General features: G+C 68.8%; 23 protein-coding genes. 15 read left to right on the top strand and 8 right to left on the bottom strand.

From position 1 onward, the window contains the following. The first annotated feature begins 1 nt into the window (after position 1). The 4 genes from ACQY76_RS13805 to mgtE all read left to right on the top strand — a co-directional run bounded on the left by ACQY76_RS13805 (position 2) and on the right by mgtE (position 4,580). On the top strand, positions 2-1,474 hold the full coding sequence (locus ACQY76_RS13805) for a DUF6513 domain-containing protein (RefSeq protein ID WP_428029308.1): 1,473 nt from the start codon (positions 2-4) through the stop codon (positions 1,472-1,474). Further along, positions 1,471-2,037, top strand: a complete 567-nt coding sequence (locus ACQY76_RS13800; RefSeq protein WP_428029307.1) for a DUF447 domain-containing protein — start codon at positions 1,471-1,473, stop codon at positions 2,035-2,037. The genes ACQY76_RS13805 and ACQY76_RS13800 overlap by 4 nt, the downstream gene beginning before the upstream one ends. Next, positions 2,034-2,756, top strand: coding sequence for a (5-formylfuran-3-yl)methyl phosphate synthase (locus ACQY76_RS13795; protein ID WP_428029306.1), 723 nt, complete (start codon positions 2,034-2,036; stop codon positions 2,754-2,756). The genes ACQY76_RS13800 and ACQY76_RS13795 overlap by 4 nt, the downstream gene beginning before the upstream one ends. A 444-nt stretch (positions 2,757-3,200) precedes the next feature. Next, positions 3,201-4,580 carry a magnesium transporter gene (mgtE, locus tag ACQY76_RS13790; RefSeq protein ID WP_428029305.1) on the top strand — a complete coding sequence of 460 codons (1,380 nt, stop codon included), beginning with the start codon at positions 3,201-3,203 and terminating at the stop codon, positions 4,578-4,580. Positions 4,581-4,694: 114 nt separating this feature from the next. On the opposite strand, the gene ACQY76_RS13785 is transcribed toward mgtE, so the two are convergent. The 5 genes from ACQY76_RS13785 to ACQY76_RS13765 form a co-directional block, all read right to left on the bottom strand. Then, entirely contained in the window at positions 4,695-5,495 is an 801-nt protein-coding gene (locus ACQY76_RS13785) for a formylmethanofuran dehydrogenase subunit C (protein WP_428029304.1), read from the bottom strand. Next, on the bottom strand, positions 5,492-6,409 hold the full coding sequence (gene fhcD, locus ACQY76_RS13780) for a formylmethanofuran--tetrahydromethanopterin N-formyltransferase (protein ID WP_428029303.1): 918 nt from the start codon (positions 6,407-6,409) through the stop codon (positions 5,492-5,494). The genes ACQY76_RS13785 and fhcD overlap by 4 nt, the downstream gene beginning before the upstream one ends. A 355-nt stretch (positions 6,410-6,764) precedes the next feature. Continuing rightward, complete coding sequence (locus ACQY76_RS13775; protein ID WP_428029302.1) at positions 6,765-8,432, bottom strand: formylmethanofuran dehydrogenase subunit A; 1,668 nt, start codon at positions 8,430-8,432, stop codon at positions 6,765-6,767. Beyond that, on the bottom strand, positions 8,433-9,668 hold the full coding sequence (locus ACQY76_RS13770; RefSeq protein ID WP_428029301.1) for a formylmethanofuran dehydrogenase: 1,236 nt from the start codon (positions 9,666-9,668) through the stop codon (positions 8,433-8,435). It lies immediately after the preceding gene. 18 nt (positions 9,669-9,686) lie between these two features. Beyond that, positions 9,687-10,067 (bottom strand): 4a-hydroxytetrahydrobiopterin dehydratase, encoded by a 381-nt coding sequence (locus tag ACQY76_RS13765; protein WP_428029300.1) that lies wholly within the window; start codon positions 10,065-10,067, stop codon positions 9,687-9,689. Positions 10,068-10,278: 211 nt separating this feature from the next. Between ACQY76_RS13765 and ACQY76_RS13760 the strand changes: the two genes are divergently transcribed. From ACQY76_RS13760 to ACQY76_RS13735, 6 genes are all read left to right on the top strand, one after another. Further along, the gene (locus ACQY76_RS13760; RefSeq protein WP_428029299.1) at positions 10,279-11,244 is read left to right on the top strand and encodes a beta-ribofuranosylaminobenzene 5'-phosphate synthase family protein; all 966 of its coding nucleotides are present in this window, start codon (positions 10,279-10,281) and stop codon (positions 11,242-11,244) included. Positions 11,245-11,332: 88 nt separating this feature from the next. Then, the gene (locus ACQY76_RS13755) at positions 11,333-12,229 is read left to right on the top strand and encodes an NAD(P)-dependent methylenetetrahydromethanopterin dehydrogenase (protein ID WP_428029298.1); all 897 of its coding nucleotides are present in this window, start codon (positions 11,333-11,335) and stop codon (positions 12,227-12,229) included. Further along, a complete protein-coding gene (locus tag ACQY76_RS13750; RefSeq protein ID WP_428029297.1) occupies positions 12,195-13,355 on the top strand; it encodes an ATP-grasp domain-containing protein in 1,161 nt (386 codons plus the stop codon). Before ACQY76_RS13755 ends, ACQY76_RS13750 begins: the two co-directional genes overlap by 35 nt. Before the next feature lie 7 nt (positions 13,356-13,362). Continuing rightward, complete coding sequence (mch, locus tag ACQY76_RS13745; protein ID WP_428029296.1) at positions 13,363-14,334, top strand: methenyltetrahydromethanopterin cyclohydrolase; 972 nt, start codon at positions 13,363-13,365, stop codon at positions 14,332-14,334. Continuing rightward, positions 14,331-15,239, top strand: a complete 909-nt coding sequence (locus tag ACQY76_RS13740) for a RimK family alpha-L-glutamate ligase (protein ID WP_428029295.1) — start codon at positions 14,331-14,333, stop codon at positions 15,237-15,239. Before mch ends, ACQY76_RS13740 begins: the two co-directional genes overlap by 4 nt. Next, positions 15,236-16,057: a triphosphoribosyl-dephospho-CoA synthase gene (locus ACQY76_RS13735; protein WP_428029294.1), complete on the top strand. Its 822-nt coding sequence runs from the start codon at positions 15,236-15,238 to the stop codon at positions 16,055-16,057. The genes ACQY76_RS13740 and ACQY76_RS13735 overlap by 4 nt, the downstream gene beginning before the upstream one ends. Here the strand turns inward: ACQY76_RS13735 and ACQY76_RS13730 are convergent. After that, on the bottom strand, positions 16,047-16,745 hold the full coding sequence (locus tag ACQY76_RS13730) for a HisA/HisF-related TIM barrel protein (RefSeq protein ID WP_428029293.1): 699 nt from the start codon (positions 16,743-16,745) through the stop codon (positions 16,047-16,049). The two genes, ACQY76_RS13735 and ACQY76_RS13730, sit on opposite strands and share 11 nt — an antisense overlap. 117 nt (positions 16,746-16,862) lie before the next feature. Here ACQY76_RS13730 and ACQY76_RS13725 point away from each other — a divergent pair, with 117 nt between their 5' ends. Genes ACQY76_RS13725 through folB form a run of 3 tightly spaced genes read left to right on the top strand, consistent with a single transcriptional unit; the run spans position 16,863 to position 19,170 of the window. Further along, positions 16,863-17,738 carry an ATP-grasp domain-containing protein gene (locus ACQY76_RS13725; RefSeq protein ID WP_428029292.1) on the top strand — a complete coding sequence of 292 codons (876 nt, stop codon included), beginning with the start codon at positions 16,863-16,865 and terminating at the stop codon, positions 17,736-17,738. Continuing rightward, positions 17,735-18,778, top strand: a complete 1,044-nt coding sequence (locus tag ACQY76_RS13720) for a hydantoinase/oxoprolinase family protein (RefSeq protein WP_428029291.1) — start codon at positions 17,735-17,737, stop codon at positions 18,776-18,778. Before ACQY76_RS13725 ends, ACQY76_RS13720 begins: the two co-directional genes overlap by 4 nt. Before the next feature lie 29 nt (positions 18,779-18,807). Beyond that, a complete protein-coding gene (gene folB / locus ACQY76_RS13715; RefSeq protein ID WP_428029290.1) occupies positions 18,808-19,170 on the top strand; it encodes a dihydroneopterin aldolase in 363 nt (120 codons plus the stop codon). On the opposite strand, the gene ACQY76_RS13710 is transcribed toward folB, so the two are convergent. Continuing rightward, complete coding sequence (locus tag ACQY76_RS13710; RefSeq protein WP_428029289.1) at positions 19,154-20,407, bottom strand: acyltransferase family protein; 1,254 nt, start codon at positions 20,405-20,407, stop codon at positions 19,154-19,156. The genes folB and ACQY76_RS13710 overlap by 17 nt on opposite strands. Positions 20,408-20,603: 196 nt before the next feature. On the opposite strand from ACQY76_RS13710, the gene pepN reads away from it, so the two are divergent. Continuing rightward, positions 20,604-23,252, top strand: a complete 2,649-nt coding sequence (gene pepN / locus ACQY76_RS13705) for an aminopeptidase N (protein WP_428029288.1) — start codon at positions 20,604-20,606, stop codon at positions 23,250-23,252. Positions 23,253-23,328: 76 nt separating this feature from the next. Here the strand turns inward: pepN and fae are convergent, their stop codons facing one another. Beyond that, a complete protein-coding gene (gene fae, locus ACQY76_RS13700; protein ID WP_428029287.1) occupies positions 23,329-23,868 on the bottom strand; it encodes a formaldehyde-activating enzyme in 540 nt (179 codons plus the stop codon). Positions 23,869-24,273: 405 nt separating this feature from the next. Here fae and ACQY76_RS13695 point away from each other — a divergent pair, with 405 nt between their 5' ends. Continuing rightward, positions 24,274-26,478 carry a PAS domain-containing sensor histidine kinase gene (locus tag ACQY76_RS13695; RefSeq protein ID WP_428029286.1) on the top strand — a complete coding sequence of 735 codons (2,205 nt, stop codon included), beginning with the start codon at positions 24,274-24,276 and terminating at the stop codon, positions 26,476-26,478. Positions 26,479-26,481 lie beyond the last annotated feature (3 nt).

Raw genomic sequence — 26,481 nt, 5'->3', positions numbered from 1 at the left:
AATGGCGGACGAGCGCGCCCCCGAGACGCCAGCCGGGCCCCCGGCCAGACCGGAGAAGGTCGCCCTCGTCACCGGCTCGCTGGCCGAGCCGCGCCTGACAAAGATTGCCGGCGAGATCACCGATGCAACGCTCGACCCCGTCGTCGTCAATGTCGGCGTGAAGGTGGCGGCGCTGATGACGGCGGAAATCGTCGAGCGCCGGCTGAAGCTGCCGGAGGGAACCGACCGCGTGCTGATGCCCGGCCGTTTCCGTGGCGATCTTGACCGGCTGGAGCGCTTCTTCGGCGTGCCCTTCGCACGCGGCCCGGACGAGGTGGCGGACCTGCCGGACTATTTCGGCCAGAAGCGCCGGGCCACCGACCTCTCCGGGCACGACGTGACCATCTTCGCCGAGATCGTCGACGCCACCGTGCTGGATATCGACGCGCTCATCGCCCGCGCTCTGTTCCTCAAGGGCGAGGGCGCCGATGTCATCGACCTCGGCTGCCTGCCGGACACGCCTTTCCCGCATCTGGAAGACGCCATCGCCGCCCTGCAGGCGCAGGGGCTGAAGGTCAGCGTCGATTCCTTCAACCTCGATGAACTCACCCGCGCCACCCGCGCCGGTGCCGACTATCTGCTCAGCCTCAACGAGACCAATCTCGACGTGGCAAAGGAGGGGCCGGCAGTGCCGGTCCTTGTCCCGGCGGTTCAGGGCGACCTCTCGTCGCTATGCCGCGCCGTCGATGCCTGCCTTGCCGCCGGCCAGCCCTTCTATGCCGACCCCATCCTCGACCCCATCCACTATGGCTACACCGCCTCGGTGGTGCGCTATGCCGAGCTGCGCCGGCGCTACACTGACATTCCGATCCTCATGGGCATCGGCAATGTCACCGAACTGACCGACGCCGACACGACCGGCATCAACGCCATTCTCATGGGGATGATCTCGGAATTGCACATCCAGGCGGTGCTGGCCGTGCAGGTGAGCCCGCATTGCCGCACGGCGGTGCGCGAGTTCGACCGGGCGCGGCGCGAATTCTTCGCCGCAAGGCAGGCCGGCGCGCTGCCTCAAGGCTTTGGCGGCGGGCTGATGGCGCTGCGCGACCGCAAGCCCTATGCCGCCTCGCCCGACGAGATCGCCCGTTTGGCCTCAGAGGTGCGCGACCGCAATTTCCGTATCGACGTCACGCAGGCGGGCATCCACATCTATAATCGCGACGGCCACCATGTCGGAGCCGAGCCCTTCGCGCTGTTTCCCCATCTCGGTGTGGAAGCAGATGGCGCCCACGCCTTCTATCTCGGCGTCGAGGCCGCCCGAGCCGAAATCGCCTTCAAGCTCGGCAAGCGCTACGCGCAGGACGAGGGGTTGAAATGGGGCGTCGCGGGCGAGATCGCCGGCAGCCCGGAAGAAGCGCATCGTTTGACATTCAAGGAGGCCGGCACGACCTTGCAGGCCAAATCAGCCAAGGCGAAAGCCGGAGAAACGCCGTGATCCGTGAAGCCATCGTCACCACCCGCTCGCTCGAAGGCGAGCCGCACATCGCGCCGATGGGTGCGACGGTGATCGAGGGCGGCTACCTGCTGCAGCCCTTCCGCCCCTCCCGCACGCTGGAAAATCTCGCCGCCACCCGCATCGCGGTGGTGAACTTCACCGACGATGTCCGCATCTTCGCCAGCTGCGTCGTCGGCCGCCGGTACAATGTGGATGTGAAGAAGGCGACCTATATCGATTGCCCGCGCCTCGCCGATGCGCTCTCGCATGACGAGGTGACGGTGGAGCGCGCGGAAGACGACCCGCAGCGGCCGAAATTCTTCTGCAAGACCTATCACGGGGAAGGCCACACCCGCTTCGACGGCATGAACCGCGCCAAGGCGGCGGTGCTGGAAGCCGCCGTGCTGGTCAGCCGGCTGAACATGCTGCCCGATGACAAGATCGCGCAGGAAATGGCCTATCTTGCCATCGCGGTGGAGAAGACCGCCGGGCCGGACGAGCTGGAAGCCTGGGGCTGGATGCTGGAGGCCGTCGCCGAGCACCGCAGCCGGCGCGCCTCATGAGCCCGACCCCGACCGGCCTGCTGGCAAGCGTCACCGATCTCCATGAGATGGAACTCGCGCGCGCCGGCGGCGCCGACATCGTCGACCTCAAGCAGCCGGCCTTCGGTGCGCTCGGCGCGTGGAGCACGCAGGCGCTCACCGCTGCAGTCATGCTGTGGAACGCCTGGGGCGACCAGCTCGGCGCCGCCGGGCGACCCGCCCTCAGCGCCACGGCCGGCGACCAGCCCATGGTGCCGGCGCTACTGCGCGCCGCCGCCGAGCGTGTGGCGGGAACCGGCGTGCCCATCGTCAAGGTCGGTCTGTCAGCGTCCCAGCACACCAATGAATGCGTCGAAGCGCTGGCGCCGCTCGCCGGCCGCACCCGCATGATCGGCGTGCTGTTCGCCGATGAAGGGCCGGATTTCGGCGTGCTGGCGGCGCTGAGCCGCGCCGGCTTCGCCGGGGTGATGATCGACACCGCCGACAAGAAGGCGGGATCGCTGACCGAGCATCTCGACGCGCTCACCCTCGGCCAATTCGTCGCCGAGGCCCGCCGCCACGGGCTGCTCACCGGGCTGGCCGGCTCGCTGCGGCTGGAGGACATCCCGTCGCTGGTGGGCGTCGGCGCCGATTATCTCGGCTTCCGTGGCGCGCTCTGCGAAGGCGGGCGCACCGGCACGCTCGACCCGGCGCGGCTCGGCCAGGTCCATGCCCGCCTGCGCGAGCCCAGCGACCATTAGCGGCCAGCCGCACGCCCCTGCGTCCCCCGGACCAGCGCTGCGCAGCGGCGCGCCGAGCCGGGGCCCAGGAGAAAATCCCGCCGCAGGCGACCTTCGCTCCCGCAAGGCCGCACGAGCCCCCCGGCCCGGTCATGACAGCTAAAGACTCTTGCGCTGGGTCCCGGCTCGCCCTCCGCTGCCGCTACAGGCGTTCGGGACACGAGGATGCGAAAGGCGGCGCAGGTCTTGTTCCCGCCCTCCGCCTTGACTTTACCTTTTCGCAGGTTCATCTCCCCGCCGTCGCGTGTCACCGCGACGCAACCGGAATCCCCTAACCATGCCCAGCGACAGTACCAGTCGATTGTCCGGCCGACGGCCGGCGCCGTGAGCCGGTCCCGGGCCTGACCCGGATTTCGGCTCCCCGCGCCCGCCTTCCAAAGGCCGGTCAGCGGAAAGAGAGCCGAAATGGACGAACGGACGGAAGACCGCCGCGACGATGTGTTCGTGGACGCCGCAGCGCTCGCGGCCGAACTCGCCGAAGAACACCCCGCCGATATCGCCGAGGCACTTGACGAGCAGGAGCCGCGGACAGCCTCGGCCGTGCTCGCCAGCCTGCCGCGCGAGCAGCAGGTGGAGGTGCTGGACGGCCCCGATGTCGATCTCACCAGCGAACTGATCGAGGCCCTGCCGGTCGAGGAGGCGGTCCGCCTTGTCGCCGACATGTCGGCCGACCGGGCGGCGGACCTGTTCCGCTGGATGGACGAGCCCGCCCGCTCGCATCTGTTCGCGCGCCTGCCGCTGGATACGCAGGCCGAGCTGAACCGCCTGCTCGCCTGGCCCGAGCACAGCGCCGGCAGCCTGATGACCACGGAATTCGTCACCGTGCCCTCCAGCTGGACGGTGGGAGAAACGCTGCGCCATATCCGCGAGACCGAGCGCACGCGCGAGACCATCTACGCCATCTATGTGCTCGATCCCCTCTCGCACCAGTTGCTCAAGGCGGTGACGCTGCGCCGCCTCATCACCGGCGAACCCGAGCAGCCGATCCTCGACGTGGCGCCCCGCCACGATCCCATCACCACCTCGCCGCGCACCGATCGCGAGGAAGTCGCCAAGCTGATCTCGAAATACGACCTGCTGGCCGTGCCGGTCGTCGACGACAACCAGCAGGTGCTGGGCATCGTCACGGTCGACGACATGATCGACGCGATCATCGAGGAAGGCACCGAGGACGCGCAGAAGTTCGGCGGCATGGAGGCGCTGGACGAGCCCTATATGGAGATCGGCTTCTTCGCCATGCTGAAGAAGCGTGCCGGCTGGCTCTCCATCCTGTTCCTCGGCGAGATGCTGACCGCCAATGCCATGCAGCATTTCGAGGACGAGCTGGAGCGCGCCATCGTGCTCACACTGTTCATCCCGCTGATCATGAGCTCGGGCGGCAATTCCGGCTCGCAGGCGACCTCACTGATCATCCGCGCGCTGGCGCTGGGCGAGATCAAGCTGAAGGACTGGTGGCGCGTCGCCCTGCGCGAATTGCCGTCGGGCCTCGTCCTTGGTTCCATCCTCGCCGCGCTCGGCGTCACCCGTATCACCATCTGGCAGCTCGCCGGCTTCCACGATTATGGCGAGTACTGGATGCTGGTGGCGGCGACCATCGGCGCGACGCTGATCGCCATCGTCACCTTCGGCTCGCTGATCGGCTCGATGCTGCCCTTCGTGCTGCGCCGCCTCGGCTTCGACCCCGCCAGCGCCTCGGCGCCGTTCGTGGCCACCTTCGTCGACGTGACCGGCCTGGTGATCTATTTCACAGTCGCGCTGGTCATCCTGCGGGGCACGCTGCTGTAAAGCGGAGCAACGTCATCCCGGCCGAGCGCAGCGAGAGCCGGGATCGCCATCCGTCACCAAACGCGATCCCGGATCGGCCCCCTGGGCCGTCCGGGATGACGACCGAGGCCGGCCCTACGCGCCCGCCAGCACTTCCCCCTGCCCGCCCATCAGCGTGTCGCCGACGAACCGGCGGGCATGGGTCCAGCCGCCAAGCATGTCTTTCAGCTCCGGCACCCGGCGGGCCAGCAGACGCAGCGCCACGAGTTCATGCGTGCCGGTGTCGACGAAGCCGGCCGGCAGCTCGGGAACGGTGTTGGCGAAGATGGTGCCGCGCTTCATGCCACGCCCCGCCATGGAGCCGATCGCCCCGCCGACGCTCACCGTGCCGGCGATCATGTCGGTGGCCAGCCCGTCGCCCGCATCGCCGGCAATGGTGATGAGCCCGCCGCGTTGGCGCTCGGCCGCGCGCGGCCCGGCATTGCCGCCGATCCGCAGCACCCCGCCCGACAGGCCTCGCCGCGAACCGGACCCCGCCGCGCCGGCATGCGAACCCGCCTTGCCGGCCAGTTCGATCCGCCCGCCGGACATTTCCGCGCCGAGGAAGTCGCCGGCATCGCCGCCGATGCGCAGGAATCCCCCGCTCATGCCGCGCCCGGCGAAGGCGCCGACACGGCCATCGACGATCAGCTCGCCTGTCGTCATGCCGGCACCGACGCCGTCGAGGCGCTCGTCGCCGATCTCGATCAGCAGCACGCCTTCCGGCGCACCTTCGATGAAGAACAGTTCGGCCAGCTTCAGGCTGCGCCCGCCGCAGGGCACGGCAAGGTGCTCCAGCTCCCGCAGCGGCAGCGGGCAGGTGACCGAGGGCGTGATGCCGGAAAGGTCGACGCGGGCCTCGAAGGGCGCGCGCGGCTTCAGGGAAACCCCGCTCATGCCGTCTCTCCCGCGCCGTTCTGCATGATCTCGCGCAGCTTGAAGTGGAACGGGCCGAGATTGCCGCCATAATTGCCGGCGTCGATCGCCACGACGCCGCCTTCCGCACCGATGGCGCAGACGGCCGAAATGCCGACCCGTGTGGCCTCCGCCACCGCCGCGAAGCTCACGCCGTCGATGACGATTTCCAGCACCGAGCCGACCTCGGGAGGAAGCTGGCTCGGCACCGCGCCGCGCAGGGTCGGGCAGTAGGCGTCGTTGGTGGAGGCGAACAGACCCTTATATTTCGACCCCACCTTGGAGCCGGAGCGCACCACACCGCCCGGGAAGGGCATGATGATGCCCGCCACCGTGCCCATGGCCGCCACCGCCGCCTCGGCAGCCGCCAGCGCCTGCCCGCGCGAGCGGGCGAGGATGAGGAAATTGCCGCCGCCGACACCATCGACCGAGCCGGTGTCCTCGTCGCAGACGAACTCGCCTTCCATCACCGGCAGGCGCCAGAAGCGCTTGTCGCCGATCTTCTTGGAAATCTGGTGCCCGTCGGCGAAGTAGCGGATGGTCTTGGCCAGCGGCACGCGCTTTCCCGTCTCGATGCCGGCATAGCAAGCCGTTGTCGGGCAGGTCAGCACGCATTGGCCCAGCCTCAGCGGCACCACCTTCTTCAGCGAGCCGAAATCCATCGCGAAGATCAGCAGCGACACGCCCGGGCGCCCGTCCGGCGTCTCCTCGGGCGCCAGCGCGCGCTCGATCCCCGCCTCGCAGCCGCAGCCGATGACCGAGGTGGCAAAGCCGGTGGTGGTCCGCCCGGCGATCAGCGCCCATTCCGGCGTGTCGGCGGTGACGATGAGCCGTGTGCCCACCATCGGGAACGCTTCCGCGAACGTGTCGCGGATTTCGACGCCATTGAGGATCATCGGGCGCCCTCCGGCGGCGTCATGGATTCAGGACGCCTGCGGCGGATTTTTCCCTGGATCCCGGCTCGGCGCTCCGCCTTCGGCGTCGCTGGGCCGGGACACGCAGAGGCAACGGTTTCCCCGACAAGCTGCGCGACGCGCAGCGCCGATCCGGGACCCAGGAGAAACTCTTCCACCGAATCCATCAGCCCGCGCCACTCACGCCTTCCCGAGGACCACGTCATCCCCGGGCTTGGCCCGGGGATCCACGTCCTGGCCGCCATCGAGCGCCTCCGCGCAAGTCGGGGATGGCCGAGCCAAGCCCGGCCATGACGGCGAGCGGGCTGGGCGGTTTGCACCAAGCTGATACCTGCCATCACGATGCCACCCCTTCGCATTTCAGGATGGTCGGTCCGGCGCCGTTGCGCAGTTCGCCGTCGGCGATGCGGAAATGCTTGGACTTCAGCCCAACCGCCTCGTCGAACCAGCGCTGCATGTCCCTGTCCACCGCGCGGTCGTAGTCCGGGCGGGCGACATGGGTGGTGCCCTGCGCCAGTTCCACCACCGCGCCGTCCTTCACGATTAGCCGGCCGTCCTTGAACACCAGCCGCGTGGTGGAGAACATCGCCTCGCGGTCGGCGGCCTCGGCATGCACGGCGATGTCGGCCACCGCGCCGGGGCCGAGATGGCCCTTGTCGGTGAGTCCGAGAATACGGGCCGGCGCTGCGCGGGTGAGGATGGCGACCTCCTCCAGCGAATATTCGCGGGTGATCTGCGCCAGCAGCGTATGCGCCTGCGCCGTCTTGTTCAGCGTGGCAAGCTGGGCGTTGCGGAAATCGCGGTCCATCAGCAGGCGGATGAGGTGCGGATAGGTGGTGAACGGCCCGCCATTGGGGTGATCGGTGGTGAGGAAGATCCGCCAGGGGTCTTCCACCAGCAGGAACAGCTCCAGCCCGATCGCCCATTGCAGCGCGTTGACGAAGGATTTGTCCTTGTACTCGAACGGCACCACGCCGCAGGCGGCATCCAGCTCGATGTCCATGCCGATGGACTTCTTGGGGCTGGCAAGGCCGCGATTGCGGTATTGCGACATGTAGTCGGCCGAGGCCGTCACGGTCTGGCCGAACATCACCTGCCCGACATCGACGGAGATGTTCGGGTTGGCGTTGACCATTTCCGCAATCCGCGCGGCGGAGGATGAGAAGCGCTTGTCGCCCTCGGTGCCGTAGGAATGGAACTGCAGATGGGTCAAATGCAGCCGGCGCCCCTCGGCGGCGAGGATGGTGGCGAGCGTCGTGTCGTCATTGCCCGGCACGCCGAGATTGCAGCCATGCAGATGGATCGGGTGCGGAATGCCGAGTTCCGTCACCGCGCGGATCAGCGTCGTCAGCACCTTGCGCGGGGTCACGCCGTAATACGGGTTGGCCTCGTCGAGGTCCATCTTGCGGGCGTTGAACTTGAAGGCGTTGATGCCGCCGGGATTGACGATCTTGATGGCGAAGGCCTGCGTCGCCTCGATCATCCAGCCGACATAGGCGTTGACCTGTTCCTGCCCGGCCCCGGCCGCCAGCAGGCGCAGGAAATAATCGTCATTGCCCAGCACCAGATAGGCTCCGGTGTCGAGATTGGGAATGTCGGCCATTTCCAGATGCGCGCCGCGCGCATTGGCACCGACCATGGCCGGCTCGAACACCGTGGTGTAGCCGAGCTCCGCATAGCGGCAGCCGGTGGCGTGCGCCGTGGGCACCGCCCGCCCGCCGCCGCAGCCGCAGAAATTGCCCGGCATTTCGGGAAAGGCCCGCCTGTCCTCCTGCATCAGCAGGCGGGCGAGGTTCATCTTGCCGCCGGCGATGTGACTGTGCAGGTCGATGCCGCCGGCCATCACGACATCGCCGGCGAGATCGTACTCGGCATCGGCCTTCAGGTCGGTGGGGGCGACGATGCGCCCGTCGACGATCTCGATGTCACGCACGGTGCCGCTGGCGACGCCGTTCTCGCCATTGGCCGGGTCGAGCACACGCCCGCCCTTCAGCCGCAGTCTCATTTACCCCTCCGCTATGCAACGCACAGCCTCGGCAACGCTGGGAAGCGTCGCGACGCGCAAGGCGCCGAGCGGCAGGCTTACGATGGAATCCATGCGGAAAACCGTGCCGGCATGGTCGACGCCGGGAGTCCCCACAGGGATCAGAACATCAGGTTCCTTGTCGAAAACCGTATCGGGATGGGCGAGCGCAATGAGCTTGCCCGCAAAGGCCGGCGGCGGCTCCGGCCGGAACGCCGAGATCCACACCAGCACGTCGGCATCGGCAAGCGCCGCCTCGGTGGCGTAGAGCGCACCGTCATGGCTGCTCGCCTGCCCCCGCACGGCGGTGCGCAGCGGATAGCCCAGCCGCCAGAGCATGAGTTGGTTCGCACCGATGATGTTGTCGCGACCGCCGAGCGGAAACACGCCGGCGCGTGTGGTCACGTTCAGCGTGTCAACCAGCGCGGTGGCGCGGGCCGCGACGAGGTCGCCATCGCCAAGATCCGCCGCGTTCCAGGTCACGACCGCGTAACGCGCGTTGCGCAGGTCCTCGGCCAAAGCGGCCAGCGTGTCTGCCGCAATCCCGCCGAAGCTGGTGCCGGGCGGACGGCGCCCAGCGACGAGGCTGCCGAGTGCTTCCAGCGCGACGACGGGGTCGACGGTGGCGTGATGGATCACCCGCGCGCCGGCAAGCTGGCCCTTCGCCTTGTCACCCGGCGCGCCGCCGAGAAACACCACGGTGCGGCCCTGGTCGGCAAAAAGCGGCGTGGCGGGAAACAGCCGCTCGAACAGCCGGCCCCAGGTCGCGGCGGGGTCGTCGCCGACCACCAGCAGCACGTCGCAGCGGTTGCGCACCTCGGCCAGCGTGGTCGAGAGCCAGCCGGTGCGCTGCGCGGCGGCATAGTTCCGGAACAGCCCGTCCGAGGCGTAGTGGTCGAGCACCCCGCCGAAGCGAATGGCGAGGTCGACCGCCGCGCCCGCACCGGCCATGTCGACGCCGAGCCCGCCGATCAGCGGCGCCCGCGCCGCCGCAAGTATCTGGCGAGCCGCTTTGGCCGCATCGGCCTGACCGGCCACCTCACCGGCCACACGCGCCACCGGATCAGAGGTATCCAGGCGCCGCAACAGCCGCGCGGCTTCGGGGCAGAGCGAGCCCTTCGCACGGATCGCGCGACCCTCGACCTCCACCGTCAGGTCGTCGCAGCCGAGCCCGCAGAAGCCGCAGGCCACATCCTCGATCGTCTGAACCTCGGCCATGCTCAACTACCTGACCTGTCAATCATATTTGATGTAGGCGAAGCGCTGGTCGCCGCGCGGCGTGCCTTCCAGCGCGCTGTCCGGCTCGCCTCCCGGCTGCCAGCCGACAACGTCCTCGATCTTCTTCGCCAGCTGAAAGTCCCGCTCGGTGATGCCCTTGGCGTCGTGCGACATGAGCCGCACTTCGACCCAGGCGTAGGAAGCGGTGAGGTCGGGATGGTGCCAGGCTGCCTCTGCGAGGTGGCCGACGGTGTTGATCACCATCAGCGTGCCCTTCCAGCTCGACGTGCGATAGGTACGCCGAATCCATCCGTCCTGCAGCTTCCACTGCGGCAGATCGACGGCGAGCCGTTCCTCCACCTCGTTGTCGGTGAAGGTTTTTTTCGGGTCCAGCGCCATTTCCTGGCGTCCTCCTGGCGGCGTGTGCCCGTTCTGTCGCGGGCGGCATTAACTGATTCGGTAGCACGCCCGCGCCGCATCCCGCAAACGCCGATATCACGACCCGGCTTGTCCCGAACGCCTTCCGGGCCTTACCATGGCCCTCGAGGAAACGCTGGTGAACACCACAACACGTCAATTGCGAACGGCGAATGAGGCATTGGACAGGGCGGTGATACGCATCACCGCGCCGGGCCGGCTGCACCTTGGATTCCTCGATCTCGCCGGCACGCTCGGCCGGCGCTTCGGCAGCCTCGGCATTGCTCTCGACCGCCCCTCCACTGTCGTGCGCCTGCGCCGCGCGGAACGGCTTACCGCCAGCGGACCGGATGCGGGACGCGCCGTCGCGGCGGTGGAGAAGGCCGCCGCCCGCTTCGGCCTCGACAAGCGGGTGGAGGTGACCGTCGAGGCGGCGCTGCCGCCGCATTCAGGCCTCGGCTCCGGCACCCAGCTCGGCCTGGCGGTGGCGACGGGCCTGTGCCTCATCAACGGGCTCGATATCTCGCCACGCGAGGTCGGCGCGGCTTTGGGTCGCGGTGCGCGTTCCGCCATCGGCATCGGCGCCTTCACCGAGGGCGGCGTGATCCTCGATGGCGGCAAGAAGCCGGGCTCGGACGCTCCCCCGCCCATTCTCTCGCGCCTGTCCTTCCCCGAAAACTGGCGCCTTCTGCTGGTATATGACAACGCCCATCAGGGACTTAGCGGCACGGAGGAAGTGAAGGCGATGGAAGGGCTGCCGCCCTTCGCCGACACGCTCGCCGGCCATATGGCGCGGCTCGCGGTGATGGTCGCCCTGCCGGCGCTGGCCGAAGGGGATGTGGATTATTTCGCCGCCGCCGTCGGCGAAATGCAGCGACTGCTCGGAGAGCACTATGCGAGTGCACAGGGTGGCCGCTATACAAGCAGTTCTGTCGCCGAGGTGATGGATTGGCTTGAGGCGCGCGGCCTGCGCGGCCTCGGCCAGAGTTCCTGGGGCCCCACGGGTTTTGCCATCATCGGCAGCCCCGAAGAGGCCGACCAGCTTCTCAGCGAGGCTCGCGTTCGCTTCGGCGACCGGCCCGCTCTGGCTTTCGACTGTGCGCGCGGCAGCAATGCCGGTGCGCGGATCGAATGGCTTGCCTGCGTCGAGCAGTGCTAGCGACGGTTTTGGCGTAACGCCCGCGTCGCTCCCTCATCTTCCGCAAGAGAGGCCGCAAGGCCCGATTCTGACCTAGGGAACGCACGCCATGGCGGATATCGCCCCCATTCTCCACATCATCTCGCCGCTTCGCCACGTCAGCCCGTTCGACGTCAACATGGCTGTCGATGCCGGCTACGCCACCATCCTCCCCTATTCCGGGGTCACGCTCGACGAGGTTGGCGACCTGACGCAGGACATGATGTTCTCGCGCCATCCCGACGCCGCGCCGCGCACCGGGCTGTTCATCGGCGGCAAGGATGCGGGCCTGGCGCTCGACATGGCGAACAAGGCGAAGAGCGTGCTGTTCCCGCCCTTCGAGATCTCCATCTTCGTCGATCCCGCCGGCTCCTTCACCACCGCCGCCGCCATGGTGGCCGAGGTCGAATTGAAGCTCCGCCCCACCCGGCCGGAGGGGCTGAAGGGCGTGAAGGTGCAGGTTTACGGGGCCACCGGCGTCGTCGGCGGCATCGCCGGGGTCATCGCCGCGCAGGCCGGAGCCGAGGTGACGCTGGTCAGCCATCGCGACATCGAGGCGGTGGAAGCCAAGGCGCGCGATTTCAAGCAGCGCTTCGGCGTCGATCTCGCCAGCGCCAGCGGCAAGAGCGAGGACGACAAGCGCGCGCTGGTGGCGGAGGTCGAGGTGGTGCTGGCCTGCGGCCGTGCCGGGGTGGAAATCCTCTCCGCCGACGTGCTGGCCGAGGCAAAGCACCTCAAGGTCGCCGCCGATGTGAACGCCGTGCCGCCCTCCGGCATTGCCGGCATCGACGCCCATGCGAATGGCACGCCGCTCGCCCATGGCGCGCTGGGCATCGGCGCGTTGACCATCGGCCATCTCAAATATCGCGTGCAGCATGAACTGCTGCAGCGCATGCGTGTCGCGCCCTCGGCGATGACCATCGGGTTTGAAGATGCCTTCGTCCTCGCGCGATCCCTCTCGGCCTGAAGGCGACGCCGATGTCGTGCTTGTCGGCATCGCCGCGCGCGCACTGGCGGCGTCCGCCCGCCGCGCCGGGCTGCGCGCCCTTGTCCTCGACCTCTTCGCGGACGAGGACACGCGCCGGCTCGCGCATGGCGCTGTCCGTCTGCGCCGCGGCAATGGCCTGGCGATCGACCCCGGCGACCTGTTCGCGCAGCTCGCTCGCCATGCGGGTGCGGACATCCCCGTCGTGCTGGGCACGGGATTCGAGGATGCGCCGAATCTCGTTGCCCGGCTGGCGGAACGCTATCGGTTGGCCGGGAACGGTGCCGCCACGCTGGCTCGGCTCAAGGACCCTATGCGGTTCGCGCAACTGCTGGCGGAGCTCCACATCGCCCACCCCCGCATTTTTGCCGAAAGCGCCCCCACTGGCGTGCGCACGGTGGAAAAGCGTGTCGGTGGCGCGGGCGGGGGCCATGTCCGGCCGGCCGTCCGGCCACGCGGCGAGGGCTGGTATCTGCAGGAGTTCGTGGAAGGGCGCAGCGTCTCCGCCCTGTTCCTCGGCAATGGCCTTGCGGCGCGGCGGCTCGGCTTTTCCGAGCAGTGGTGCGAGCCCTGCCCGGACGCGCCCTTCCGCTATGGCGGCTGCGCCGGGCCGATACGGCTGGAGCCGGACCTCGAGCGCGACATCGGCGCGGCGCTCGACCGTCTCACCCGGGCGGGCGGTCTCGTTGGCCTCGCCAGCGCCGACCTCGTCCTCCACCCGCAGGGCTGGAGCCTCATCGAGGTCAACCCCCGGCCCGGCGCGACGCTGGACATCTTCGACGCTCCCCCGTTCCCACCCCTGCTCCGGCTTCACCTCGACGCCTGGGCAGGGACGTTGCCCGATCTCCCGCTCCTTGTCCCCGGCGCGGGCGTGGAAGCCCGGGCCGCCGGCATATTTTACGCACCCGCCGCCATCGTGGTGAGGGACGCGCTGCCCGACTGGGCGGCGGATCGTCCCGCACCGGGCACGCGCATCTCAGCGGGGGAACCCGTCTGCACCGTGCGGGCGACCGGGAGCGACGTCTGCGACGCCCGCGCCGTTCTGGCGCGACGCATGGATCACCTTTCGCGCGCGCTGGGCACAGCCAGCCGCGCAGCTGCGGAGTAAACCTCCCATGGCAACTCTCCAACCGAACATCGTCAGGCCAAGCGTGGCGGCGCTGGCGGCGCCGCTGGTCGACGACCTCGTCGCGGAAGCCACCACGCTGCGGCTCGGCGTCAGCCGCAGCCCCTGCGGCGCGCGTATTGTCGATGCCGGCATCGCCGCGCGCGGCGGCCTGGAAGCGGGCCGCCGGATCGCCGAAATCTGCCTCGGCGGGCTTGGCACCGTCAGCCTCAACACCAGCGGCCGCTTCGTGCGCTGGGGCACCATGGTGACGGTGACCACCGCCGACCCGGTCATCGCCTGCCTCGGCAGCCAATATGCCGGCTGGAGCCTCGCGGAAGGCGACTTCTTCGCCCTCGGCTCGGGCCCGGCCCGCGCGCTATGGGGCAAGGAAGCGTTGTTCGAGGAACTCGGCTACCGCGACAGCGCCCACAATGCCTGCCTCGTGCTGGAAGTCGACCGCATGCCGCCGGACGTGCTGGTCGCCCGCATCGCCGAGGAATGCGGCATCGCGCCGGAGAAGCTGACGCTGATCCTCACCCCCACATCGAGCCTCGCCGGCACGGTGCAGATCGTCGCCCGGGTGCTGGAAGTGGCGCTGCACAAGACGCATGCGCTGCATTTCCCGCTCGACCGGGTGGTGGATGGCATCGGCTCCTCGCCCCTGCCGCCGCCCGCACCCGATTTCGTCGCCGCCATGGGCCGCACCAATGACGCGACGCTTTATGGCGGCGACGTGCAGCTGTTCGTCACCGGCCCCGAGAGCGAGGCACGCGAGCTGGCCGAGGGCCTGCCCAGCTCCTCCTCGCGCGACCACGGGCGCACCTTCGCGGAGATCTTCACCGCCTACAAAGGCGACTTCTACGCCATGGACCCGATGCTGTTCAGCCCGGCACGCGTGACGGTGACCGCGCTGGAAACCGGCCGCAGCTTCACGTTTGGGGCGTTCCATGACGATATTCTGGAGCGTTCCTTCGCATGAGGCCGGCGCGTTCCGATACGGTCGTCATCTTCACCGAGGACGCCGATTGGCACACCCGCCGTCTCAAGGCGGCGATCGAGCGCGAGGGCTTCAAGGTCCTCGTGCTCTCGCTCAATGAGTGCGGCTTCGCCATTGGCGAGAGCCCGCACGGCCTCGTTCTGCCGGGCCTGGGCGACCTTCTGCCCGCCGCTGCCTTCGTGCGGCTCATCGCCAAGGGCTCGACCGAGCAGATCACCGCCCGGCTCGGCCTGTTGCACGCGCTCACGGCCCTCGGCGTGAAGGTGATGAACGACGCCCGCGCCGTCGAGCGTTGCGTCGACAAGGCGATGACCAGTTTTCTCGTCGCGCAGGCCGGCCTGCCCACGCCGCGCAGCTTCGTGAGCGAGAACCGCGCGGCGATGCAGGCGCTGCTCGACGAGGCCCCCGGCGACATGGTGCTCAAGCCGCTGTTCGGTGCACAGGGGCGCGGCATTCGCCGGCTGGCGCCGCGCGACCTGCTGCCCGCCCCCGAAAAGGTCGGGGGCCTGTATTATCTGCAGGACTTCGTCGCCGCCCCCATGGCCGAGACCTATCAGGACTGGCGGGTCTTCGTTATTGGCGGACAGGTGGCCGGTGCCATGCTGCGCCGTTCGCCGGTGTGGATCACCAATATCCACCAGGGCGCCGTCGGCGTGCCGGCGCCGTTCGACGCCCGCGCGCATGACCTCGCCATCCGCGCTACGGCGGCGGTCGGCGCCGATTATGCCGGTGTCGACCTCATCGAGGACGCGCAGGGGCGGCTGCTGGTGCTGGAGGTCAATTCCATGCCGGCGTGGAAGGGCCTGCAGAAGGCGACCGGTATCGACATCGCGCAGGCGCTGGCCCGGCACCTCGCCGCAACGCTTCCCGCAACGGTCCCGGCATGACGCCCGACGCCATCGCGCACGCCTTCCGCGCCGCCTGCCATGCCGAGCTCGACGCGTTGAAGGCGGGCAATGTCCACCGCTTCAGCGCCGGCCATGGCATGGAGGTGGCGCATTTCGAGCGGGCGGCGGATGCGGCGGCAGCGCCCCTTGCCGCACCGGGAGAGCGGGTGGGCCGGCGGATCGAGACGGCGGTCGCGGCCTCGCTGGCAGCCACAGGCCTCAACACCAATCTCGGCATCCTCCTGCTCTGCGCGCCCCTCGCCGCCGCGGCGGAACGGCCCGGCACGCTTCGGCCGAACCTTGACGCCGTGCTGGCAAGCCTCGACCTCGCCGATGCCGAAGACGCCTTCCGCGCCATCGCCGCCGCCAGCCCCGGCGGGCTCGGCCGACACGCGACGCATGACGTGGCGGCCCCCGCCCGCATCGGCCTGCGCGAGGCGATGGCGGACGCGGCGGGGCGCGATCGCATCGCCCGGCAATATGTCAGCGGCTTCGACGACGTCTTTAAGATCGGCCTCGCCCGCTACAGCGGGCTCGAAGACGCGGAGCCGGAAGCCCGCACCGAGGCAGTGCATCTCGCCTTCATGGCGGCCTTTCCCGACAGCCACATCGCCCGCAAGTTCGGGGAGGCGGTGGCCGAACAGGTGCGTGCCGAGGCGACGATGGTTGCCGCGCGAACCGATTTCCGCGCCCGCGCCGACGAGCGCCGGGCGCCGCTTCATGCCTTCGACGCCAGCCTGAAGGCACGCGGGCTCAACCCCGGCACCAGCGCCGACCTGACCGTGGCGACGCTGTTCGTCGCGCGCCTCACCGCATGAACGCGGCAATGTCCTCCCGTGACAGCCGCCCGTCATGCAGCGCGCTCGCCAGCAGCACGCCGGCGACGCCGAGATCGGCCAGCCGATGAAGGTCGCCTACATCGCGCACTCCGCCCGCCGCATAGACCCGTCGGCCCTGCGCAAGGGCCAGAATGGCCGACAGGCGCTCGACGTCGGGCCCCTGCCCGGCGCCGACCCGCGCCAGCGTCATGACAATCACCGCTTCCGGCCAATGAGCGGCGTCGGCATGGAGTTCAGCCGGCCCGCGCGGCCCCTCCGGCCCATAGTCGAGCGAGAGCAACCCGGCCCCGCTCGCCAGTGCCGCCTGCGCCTGCGCGAGATCAACGAGGCTCTCGCTGCCGATCACTGGCCGGCCCGGCCCGTTGGCGACACGGCGGGACAAGACGGCAGGGGCGGCCTCCCCGGCATCGACCCAGAGGGTGAGCGCGGGATGGCGCATGGCAAGCGCGCGGAGCGCCGCGTCATGCCCTCCCGTGCCGGCGATGGCATCGAGGTCGGCGATATAGAGCGTGCGGAAGGCGCCGAGCGCCAGCAGCCCGTCGGCGATATCCTGCGGGGCGGCACTCGCCGCCAGCGGCGTCTCGATCGGCCGGTAGGCCTCGCGGGCACCGCGCCTCGCGTGGACCACCGCACCTCCCATCAGGTCGATCACCGGTATAAGTTCCACGTCGCGCGTCCCTCTCTGGCACATCGGTAAATGCTGGTCTTCGTCGTTGAAACAGCCACGGGCGGCGGTTCTCTCGCTGACGCGTTGCCCGACTCGCTGATAGCGGAAGGCGCGCTGATGCGCGACACGCTGATCGGTGATCTTGAGGACCTGCCCGGGGTGCGGGTCATCACCACCCACGATGCCCGCCTTCCGCCACCGCCGCGCGGCACCAGCACCGCGCTGCGCCTGGGCGATGATCCCGCCTCAATCTGGAGGCTGATGGCGCAGCAAGCCGATTGCTGCTGGCCGATCGCCCCCGAGACCGATGGCGTCCTTGCGCGTCTGGTCGAGGGGTTGCGCGCCCATTGCCGCCGGGTTGTGGCGCCGGATGTGCAGACGCTCGCCCTGTGCGCGAGCAAGAGACGCACGGCGCAGGCTCTGGACGCGGCCGGCGTGAAGGTCGTCCCCACCTGGCTGCCGGGCGACGTGCCGCGCGATGGCGCCGGCCCTTTCGTCGTCAAGCCGGACGATGGCGCGGGCGCGCTCGGCATCCGCATTGTCGAACGCCCGCCCGTCGCGCCTTTTCCGCCGGGCCTCGTCGTGCAGCCGCTCATGAACGGCACGCCGGCGAGCCTGACCGTGCTATGCCAGAGTGGGCGCACCCATGTGCTGGCCGCCAATCGCCAGCATGTCGCACGGGTTGGCGACACGCTGCGCTTCACCGGCGTCACCGTCGGCGCCTTCCCGGTGGATGGGGCCCTGCGTGCGCTTGCTGACCGCATCGGCGCGGCGCTGCCGGGGCTGCGGGGTATCGTCGGCGTCGACTACCTCGTGACACCCGACGGGCCCGTCGTGGTGGAGGTCAATCCGCGCCTCACCACCTCCTATGTCGGGCTGCGCCGGGCGCTCGGTGTGAACCCGCTCGCCTTCGTCGCCGAACTTATCCGTGACGGCGTGGTCCCCGACCTGCCGCATCTGCCGCCCACTCTGCCTGTCGAGGTTGTGCCGTGAAGAAGATCGTCCGTCTGGGATGGGATGTTGGTGGGGCCCATGTGAAGCTCGCCGCCTTTGGGCAGGATGGCAGGCTGAAGGCGGTGCGCATCGCCCCCTGCCCGGTATGGAAGGGCGAGGAGACCCTTGCCCACGCCCTGCGCGAGCTCCGCGCCGAATTCGAGCCCGGCGTGCCCTCCGCCGTCACCATGACCGCCGAGGGCGCCGATCTGTGGCCGGATCGCCGGGCCGGGGTGATCGGCACCGCCGCGCTGCTGATGCGTGAGCTGGCGGGCGCGCCGCTCGCCCTGTTCGCAGGGCCGGAAGGCTTCGTGCCGCCCGAGCGCGCCGCCGAACATGCCGACCACATCGCCTCGGCCAATTGGTACGCCGCCGCTGCCGTGCTCTCGCATCTGCTTCCCGGGGGCATCCTCGTCGATATCGGCTCCACCACGACCGACCTCATTCCCTTCGACAGCGGGCGGGTGACGGCGCGCGGCTTCAGCGATGCCGAGCGCCTCGCCAGCAACGAACTCGTCTACACCGGCGCCGCCCGCACCCCGGTCCTGGCGCTGGCCGCCGAGGCACCGTTCGGCGGGCGCTGGCTGCCGCTGATGGCCGAGCACTACGCCACGAGCGCCGACATTCATCGCCTCACCGGCGACCTCACCGAGGACGCCGATCTGCATCCCAGCGCCGATGGGGGGCCAAAGACCGAGGAGGCCAGCGCGCGCCGGCTGTTGCGCATGGTGGGGCACGACTTTTCGCCGCCCCAGCTGCCCAAGGCGAGGGCGCTGGCACGCCATCTCGCCGAGGCGCAGCTCGCCCGTATAGGGCGGGCGCTGGATTGCGTCACCTCGGCTCAGGAAAACGCGCCGGATATGCTCGTCGGCGCCGGCGTCGGACGTTTCATGGCCGCCCGCCTCGCCGAGCGGCGCGACCTGACCTATCTGGACCTTGCCGATGTGCTGACAGACGATCCCGCCCTCTCCCGCCAGGCCGCCGATTGCGCGCCCGCCGTGGCGGTCGGCCTGCTCGCGGCCGCCCTCGACGCGGCCTGACCCCTTACGAACCCGAACGGAACCCGCCCATGTCCGACCGCATCTTCCTTCGGGGCGTCGACCTGCACGCCACCCACGGCCTGCTCGAAGAGGAAGCACGGCTCGGCCAGCGCTTCATTGTCGATATCGACTGGTGGCTCGACGCCGGCGATGCCGCCGCGCACGACAATTACGGCGAGACGGTCGGCTATGAGAAGGTGTTCGAGATCATTCACGAGGTCTCGTCCGGCCACCGCTTCCACATTCTCGAAGCCTTCGCGCAGGCGATCGCCGAGACGGTGCTCGCCCGCTATCCCAGGGTGGAGAAGGTGCGCGTCGAACTGCACAAGCCATCTGCGCCCATCCCCGGCATCTTTCGCGACGCCGGGGTGGAAATTACCCGCGCCCGCTGACGAGCCGGCGGGCACGTGCCGGCACCGACGTGACGGCGCGGGGCGGCAGCGGCGCGAGCACCCGTCCGCCGCGCTCGCAATTGCGGGCGAAAAGGGTGAAGCGTTCGCGCCACGGCACTTCGACGAGGCGAAAGGTCAGGCCAGCCAGCGCGATCACCAACGCCAGCAGCGCTGCCAGCAGGCCGACAGCGAGGATTGGCGAGCCGAGGTCGTAAAGGCGCTTCTCGCTGCCGAGCACCTCGACAGCCGGGCGCATGTCGATCCCGTTCACATCGCCATAAAGCCAGAGGAAATAGCCGAGCACGATGAGCAGCGGCATGTGCAGCAGGTAGATCGAATAGGACCAGCGCCCCAGCACCGCGAGCACGGGCGCTTTCATCAGTCGCGAAAGGCTCCCGGCCTCGCGGGCGAAGACGAGGATGACCAGCGCGAACACCACCGGCGCCATCACGCTCCAGGGCGCCACGCGGTCGGGGCCGTCCCCGGCCGCGACGAAGAACAGCCCGGCCAGCAGCACCGCGCCCGCCTCCCAGGCCCCCGCTCCCGGCAAGGTCACCTCACGCCAGCGACGATGCGCGTGACAGGCGACCACCCCGGCGAAAAACCCGGCGATGCAGCGCAGGAAGCCGAAATCCGCCGTCGAGTTCATATAGGCGGGGGCGTAGAGCAAAACAGCGGCCATGGCTCCCATCGAAAGAACGAGAGCCACCCCCATTAGTCGCCGCGCGCCCAGCGTGAGCAGCACGGCGGCAAACAAGGCGTAGGTGTAGAATTCGGCGCCGATGCTCCAGGCCGGCCCATTCCAGGCAACGCCATACAAGCCCATCGAATTGAGCAACGCCGCGTTCAGCTGCAGGCCCCGCATCGAATAATTGCCCGTGCCGGCTTCGATCAGAAGGTGCTCGGGGTGCCGGCCGCCGAGATTGATCGCCATGATCGCCAGCATGAAGGCGAACAGCACGGTGAGATGGAGCGGCCAGAGCCGCCCGATCCGCCGCAGGAGGAACCCTCCCGCCTGCCGAACACCGCCGATCCGCCCGGCATAGGCGTGGCAGACCACGAAGCCGGAGAGCACGAAGAAGAAATCGACGAAGAGATAGGCATTGGCAATCAGCGCGTTTTGCAACCCGTCGAGACGAACGAAGTAGCTGTAGTGGTAGACGACGACCATCACGGCACAGAGTCCGCGCCAGGCATCGAGCACTTCGAAACGTTCGGAACCTGCATCTGCGGCCATGCCGAGCCCTTCTTATCCGTGACGGGTTTCCCCCGCCTCGGAGCGAGTAACCTCCCCCATCGCCATCGGTTCCCCAAACCGGCGGCCTCCATGGCGCAGCAGCGGGATGCGGAACGGCACCCAACGCGGGGCTTTCGGCGGGGGCACGAAGCGCTTACCTGTTGGCTACTGCCCGTCTCTGGCCGTGGAGTTGACCATGCCGCGCGATGCCGATCCCCAGCCCGTTCGCCTCGGCGACTATCGGCCACCGGACTGGCTTGTCGATACGGTCCATCTCGATGTGCGCCTCCACCCCAATGCGGCGCGCATCGTGGCGCGGCTGGCCATGCGGCCGAACCCCGAAGGGCGCGAGGGCTCGCCCATCGTGCTCGACGGCGATGAGCTGAACCTCACATCCCTGACGCTGGACGGCGCGCCGCTGGCCGGAACGGCCTATGTCGCCACCCCGGGCTCTCTCACCGTGCTCGCGCCACCGCGGCAGGCGCTGACGCTGGAGATCGAGACCGTCGTCGATCCCTCGGCCAACACCAAGCTCATGGGGCTGTACCGCTCCAGCGGCACCTATTGCACGCAGTGCGAGGCCGAGGGCTTCCGACGCATCACCTATTTCCCGGACCGTCCGGACGTGCTCGCCGTCTACACCACCCGCATCGAGGCCGAGCGCGAGGAGGCGCCGGTCCTGCTCGGCAACGGCAATCCTGTCGAGAGTGGCGCGGTGGAGGGCACCAGCCGCCACTATGCGGTGTGGCACGATCCCTGGCCGAAGCCCTGCTACCTTTTCGCGCTGGTCGGCGGAAAGCTGGACCGCATCCATGAGGACTTCGTCACCGCCACCGGCAAGCGGGTCGAACTCGGCATCTATGTCGAGCCCGGCAAGACCGAACGCGCCGCCTACGCCATGGACGCGCTCAAGCGTTCCATGCGCTGGGATGAGGAGGCGTTCGGCTGCGAGTACGACCTCGACGTTTTCAACATCGTCGCCGTGGCTGATTTCAACATGGGGGCGATGGAGAACAAGGGGCTGAACATCTTCAACGACAAATATGTTCTCGCCAGCCCGCAGACCGCCACCGACGCCGACTACGCCAATATCGAGGCGATCATAGCCCATGAATATTTCCACAACTGGACCGGCAACCGCATCACCTGCCGCGACTGGTTCCAGCTCTGCTTGAAGGAAGGCCTCACGGTCTTCCGCGACCAGGAATTCTCATCCGACCAGCGCTCGCGCCCGGTGAAGCGCATCACCGATGTGCGCCTGCTGAAGGGTCACCAGTTCCCCGAAGATTCCGGCCCGCTGGCACATCCGGTGCGGCCGTCGGTCTACCGCGAGATCAACAATTTCTACACCGCCACCGTCTATGAAAAAGGCGCGGAAGTGGTGCGGATGCTGAAGACGCAGCTTGGCGACGAAGGCTTCCGCGCCGGCATGGACCTTTATCTTGACCGGCATGACGGCGACGCCGCGACGGTGGAGGATTTCCTCGCCTGCTTCGCCGACGCCAATGGCGCCGACCTCACCCAGTTCGCGCTGTGGTACGCGCAGTCCGGCACCCCGCAGGTCGCCGTCAGCGGCGCGTGGGATGCGGCCACCCACACCTACCGGCTCGATGTCGCGCAGACCCTGCCTCCGACGCCGGAGCAGAGCGACAAGCAGCCCATGGTGATCCCGCTCGCCGTCGGCCTCGTCGGTCCCGATGGCCGAGACATGCCGCTCACGCTGGACGATGGCAGCAATGCCGAGCGCGGCGTGCTGCTCGTCACTCAACCGCGCCAGAGCTTCGTCTTCCGCGACGTGCCGCACCGCCCGGTGCCCTCGCTCAATCGCGGCTTCTCCGCCCCGGTCAAGCTCTCCAGCGACCTGTCGACCGCCGACCTGCTGTTCCTCGCGCGGCATGACAGCGATCCGTTCAACCGCTTCGACGCCGCCCAAACCATCGCACTGGGCCACCTCGTGCAGGCGACCAGCGCCATCCGCGCGGGTGCCGCCCTACCGGAGCCGGAGGCGCTGGTCGAAGCGCTGGGCGCGACGCTGGGCGATCCGGGGCTCGACCCCGCCTTCGTGGCGCAGGCGCTGTCCATCCCCTCGGAGGCGGACGTCGCCCGCGAGATCGGCGTGGATGTCGACCCTGACGCCATCCACACCGCCCGCACGGCGCTGCGCCGGGCGGTGAGCGAGGCGCTGGCCCCGGCGCTCGCGGCGACCTATGCCCGCAATGCGCCGTCAGGTGCTTATTCGCCGGGGGCGGCATCGGCTGGAAAGCGCGCTTTGCGCAATAGCTGTCTCGATCTCATGGCGGCCGGCGGGACGGCGGAGAGCCTCACCCGCGCGCAGGCGCATTTCGACGCCGCCGACAACATGACCGACCGCTTCTTCGCGCTCGCCGTGCTGGCCCATGCGGCGCCGGGCGCGCGCGATGCCGCGCTGGCCGCCTTCCACGCGCGGTTCCGCGACGATCCGCTGGTGGTGGACAAATGGCTGGCGCTTCAGGCGCAGATTGCCGAGCCGCAGACGCTTGAGAGAGTGCGCGACCTGACCGCCCATGCCGCCTTCGCCTGGAGCAACCCCAACCGGGTGCGGGCGCTGATCGGCAGCTTCGCCGGGCTCAACCCGACGCAGTTCCACCGCCTCGACGGCGCCGGCCACGATCTCGTTGCGGGGGCGGTGATCGACATTGACGGGCGCAACCCGCAGCTCGCCGCGCGGCTGCTCGCCGCGTTCAAGAGCTGGCGCTCGCTGGAACCCGTGCGCCGCGCCTCGGCCGAAGCAGCGCTGCGGCGCGTCGCCGCCACGCCGGGCCTGTCGCCGGATGTGAGCGACATTGTAGGCCGCTCACTCGGGTAACCGACCCATCCCGCGTCGGCCCGGACGGCATCGCTGCCGCCGGGCGACGCGGAGACCGGAGGCGCGAAGGCGCAGCTCAGTACTCGACAACACCGTCGAGCGCGTAGTGCTTCACCGTCTTGCGGTTGGCGATCAGCTCGTCGACCGTCGGCTTGCCGGTCATGGCGCGCTCCAGCGCCAGCTTCATCGCCTCGTAATTGGTGCGGTAGAGGTCCGCCTTGTCGAGATTGGCATCCTCGGCGCAGCGCGGGTCGAGCCACACCATCACGATCATGCACAGCTCGTCCGCCTGGTCCTTGGGCAGGATGCCCTCGACCAGCGCGTCGACGATGGCGTCGCCAATCGCGCCCTGCACCACGCCGCCGAGCAGGTCGACATATTCCAGCGTGTGAATGGTGGCCTTGGTGGTCATCATCGTCGCCGGACGCACCTGCTGATTCAGGTCGCGCACCACGAACATGCGGGTGTGCCCCTGCACCTGCCCCATCATGGAGGCAAATGCCTGCCCGGCCGGGCCGCGTACCGAGCCGATCAGCACTTCCGGCATGGCGTCGGTGAACTGCCCGTCGGCGGCGAGAACGGTCGCCTCGCCCGTGCGGAACCAGATATCGCTCATGTGAACCTCTTTATTTCTGCCGCCGCCCATAAACCGGACGAAAGCGCATAGCACCAGCACCTGCGCGGCGTCCATGCCGCGCGATTGCCGGGATGCGTCACCTCCGCTGTTCCCGACCGCCACACACCCAGGCACCCACAACGCCTCCATAGGTTGCTGAATCGTTAACTTGACTCCCCGGGACTCTGGACAGTGGGGGGCCATATCGATTCAAATCGGAGTGATTCGGAGAGATGCGGCACATCGCTCCTGTCTAAGTGGGATCGGGTTTTGGGACTTCGGGGGAGGCCGGCGATGGCTCGCGCCAACGCCGCAGGCGCGTCCGTGCGCGTTCAAGCCATGAGAGGGCTTGCGCGTACCGTGGCGCGACCTGCGTATCAGCGATTGGTCGACGCCGAACCGTTCATGCGCAAGGCGGTGCCGGCGCTTATCATCGCCTTCATCGCATCGGTCGCCATCGCCGCGATCGTGCAGATCAACGCCTATCGCTCCGAGGCCATCGCCAAGGCGAAGGACGATCTCGCGCTGTTCGCCGCCGCCATTGCCAGCGAGGCCGGCCGGCACCCCGCCGGCACGGTGACGCCTGATGCCTTGCTGACCAACGCCCTGCCGCCACGCGCCGCAGAGGATGGCCGGCGCTATGGCCTGATCGATTCCAGCGGCAAGGTCCTCGCCGCCCATGACGCGACGGCCACGGCCGCCGAGCAGATCACCCAGCTTCTCGCCAACACGCAGGCGCTGACCATCTTCGCCGAGAATGCCGGCGTGCTCGACGTGGTGATGCCGGACGGCGCCGCCGCCCTCGCCACGGTGCGCAATCTGCCCAATGGCGCTCTGCAGCTCGTCGTCGTGCAGCCGCTCTCCGGCGCGCTGGCGACCTGGCAGTCGGACACCATCCTCACCGTCACGCTGCTGTCGACCACGGGCGCGGTGCTGATGATCCTGGGCTTCGCCTTCCACTGGCAGGCCACCCGTGCCCGCGAGGCGGACGGCATCTACGAGACCGTGCGGGCGCGCATCGACACCGCGCTCTCACGCGGCCGCTGCGGCTTGTGGGATTGGGACATGGGCCGGGGGCGCATGTTCTGGTCGGACTCGATGTTCGAAATGCTGGGCCACGAACCGCGGGAGGAACTGATTTCCTTCGGCGAGGTCGCGAGCCTCGTGCATCCCGACGACACCAATCTCTACGACATCGCCCGCGAGATCGCCGACAAGCCCGGCCGCACCATCGACCGGGTGTTCCGCATGAAGCATGCCGATGGCCACTGGGTGTGGCTGCGCGCCCGCGCCGAAGTGGTGCCGCAGCAAAATGGCGAGCCGCCGCATCTCGTCGGCATCGCCGTCGACGTGACCGAGGAGCGCCGCCTGGCCGAGCGCACCGCCACCGCCGACATGCGCCTGCGCGATGCCATCGAGAGCATCTCCGAATCCTTCGTGCTGTGGGACGCCGCGAACCGGCTGGTGCTCTGCAATTCACGGTTCCAGTCGCTCTACGGCATTGGCGACGCCAATGTGGCGCAGGGCACCGAGTTCGAGACCATCGCCTCCCTCGCCCGCCAACCGGTGGTGCGTATTCCCCTCCGCCCGGAAGACCGGCCGGAAGAGGGCGCCCGCGCCTTCGAGGCGCAGCTGGAAGGCGGCCGCTGGCTGAAGGTCGCCGAGCGCCGCACCAAGGATGGCGGCTACGTCTCGGTCGGCACCGACATCACCGCTCTCAAGCGCCACGAAGAGCGCCTGATGGAGAGCGAAAAGCGCCTGATGGCCCTGGTCGCGGACCTGCGCAAATCGCAGCAGACGCTGGAGATGCAGGCGCTCCAGCTGGCCGAGCTCGCCCAGAACTACGCCGACGAGAAGACCAAGGCCGAGGACGCCAACCGCGCCAAATCGGAATTCCTCGCCAATATGAGCCATGAGCTGCGCACGCCGCTCAACGCCATCATCGGCTTCTCGGAGCTGATGGAGAGCGGCCTGTTCGGCCCGCTCGGCAATGACAAGTACAACGAGTACTGCCGCGACATCCGCGATTCCGGCCGCTATCTGCTCGACGTCATCAACGACATTCTCGACATGTCGCGGATCGAGGCCGGACGCATGCAGCTCAACCTGCAGCCGGTACGGCTCGACGAGGTGGTCGCCGACGCCATCCGTGTCATGTCGGTGCGGGCGGGCGAGAAGCAGCTGGCGATCGTCGACGATTCCGACGCGGCCGTCGCGGTCGAGGCCGACAAGCGCGCGCTCAAGCAGATCACGCTCAACCTGCTCTCCAACGCCATCAAGTTCACGCCCGAGCACGGCCGCATCAGCCTGCGCACCCGCCGCTCCAAGCACGCGGCGTTGCTGGTGATCGAGGACAGCGGCATCGGCATTCCCAAGAGCGCGCTGGCCAAGATCGGCCGCCCCTTCGAGCAGGTGGAAAGCCAGTTCACCAAGACGCACAAGGGCTCCGGTCTCGGCCTCGCCATCGCCAAATCGCTGGTGGAACTGCATGGCGGCTCGATGCGCATCCGCTCCTCGGAAGGCGTCGGCACCACTGTCGTCATCCGCCTGCCGCTGAATGGGCGCCCCGCGCTGCAATATCGCACTAGCCGCACCCTGCCGGCCGAATAAGAT

It is taken from the genome of Ancylobacter sp., assembly GCF_965279025.1.
Taxonomy (GTDB): domain Bacteria; phylum Pseudomonadota; class Alphaproteobacteria; order Rhizobiales; family Xanthobacteraceae; genus Ancylobacter.
This window is presented reverse-complemented; position numbering and strand designations above follow the sequence as displayed.

Bases quoted from the DNA above. Each gene is read 5' to 3' on its own strand.
- ACQY76_RS13805 (WP_428029308.1), top strand. From the start codon at position 2: ATGGCGGACGAGCGCGCCCCCGAGACGCCAGCCGGGCCCCCGGCCAGA.
- ACQY76_RS13795 (WP_428029306.1), top strand. From the start codon at position 2,034: ATGAGCCCGACCCCGACCGGCCTGCTGGCAAGCGTCACCGATCTCCAT.
- mgtE (WP_428029305.1), top strand. From the start codon at position 3,201: ATGGACGAACGGACGGAAGACCGCCGCGACGATGTGTTCGTGGACGCC.
- ACQY76_RS13785 (WP_428029304.1), bottom strand. From the start codon at position 5,495: ATGAGCGGGGTTTCCCTGAAGCCGCGCGCGCCCTTCGAGGCCCGCGTC.
- fhcD (WP_428029303.1), bottom strand. From the start codon at position 6,409: ATGATCCTCAATGGCGTCGAAATCCGCGACACGTTCGCGGAAGCGTTC.
- ACQY76_RS13775 (WP_428029302.1), bottom strand. From the start codon at position 8,432: ATGAGACTGCGGCTGAAGGGCGGGCGTGTGCTCGACCCGGCCAATGGC.
- ACQY76_RS13770 (WP_428029301.1), bottom strand. From the start codon at position 9,668: ATGGCCGAGGTTCAGACGATCGAGGATGTGGCCTGCGGCTTCTGCGGG.
- ACQY76_RS13765 (WP_428029300.1), bottom strand. From the start codon at position 10,067: ATGGCGCTGGACCCGAAAAAAACCTTCACCGACAACGAGGTGGAGGAA.
- ACQY76_RS13755 (WP_428029298.1), top strand. From the start codon at position 11,333: ATGGCGGATATCGCCCCCATTCTCCACATCATCTCGCCGCTTCGCCAC.
- ACQY76_RS13750 (WP_428029297.1), top strand. From the start codon at position 12,195: ATGCCTTCGTCCTCGCGCGATCCCTCTCGGCCTGAAGGCGACGCCGAT.
- mch (WP_428029296.1), top strand. From the start codon at position 13,363: ATGGCAACTCTCCAACCGAACATCGTCAGGCCAAGCGTGGCGGCGCTG.
- ACQY76_RS13740 (WP_428029295.1), top strand. From the start codon at position 14,331: ATGAGGCCGGCGCGTTCCGATACGGTCGTCATCTTCACCGAGGACGCC.
- ACQY76_RS13735 (WP_428029294.1), top strand. From the start codon at position 15,236: ATGACGCCCGACGCCATCGCGCACGCCTTCCGCGCCGCCTGCCATGCC.
- ACQY76_RS13725 (WP_428029292.1), top strand. From the start codon at position 16,863: ATGCGCGACACGCTGATCGGTGATCTTGAGGACCTGCCCGGGGTGCGG.
- folB (WP_428029290.1), top strand. From the start codon at position 18,808: ATGTCCGACCGCATCTTCCTTCGGGGCGTCGACCTGCACGCCACCCAC.
- ACQY76_RS13710 (WP_428029289.1), bottom strand. From the start codon at position 20,407: ATGGCCGCAGATGCAGGTTCCGAACGTTTCGAAGTGCTCGATGCCTGG.
- pepN (WP_428029288.1), top strand. From the start codon at position 20,604: ATGCCGCGCGATGCCGATCCCCAGCCCGTTCGCCTCGGCGACTATCGG.
- fae (WP_428029287.1), bottom strand. From the start codon at position 23,868: ATGAGCGATATCTGGTTCCGCACGGGCGAGGCGACCGTTCTCGCCGCC.
- ACQY76_RS13695 (WP_428029286.1), top strand. From the start codon at position 24,274: ATGCGCAAGGCGGTGCCGGCGCTTATCATCGCCTTCATCGCATCGGTC.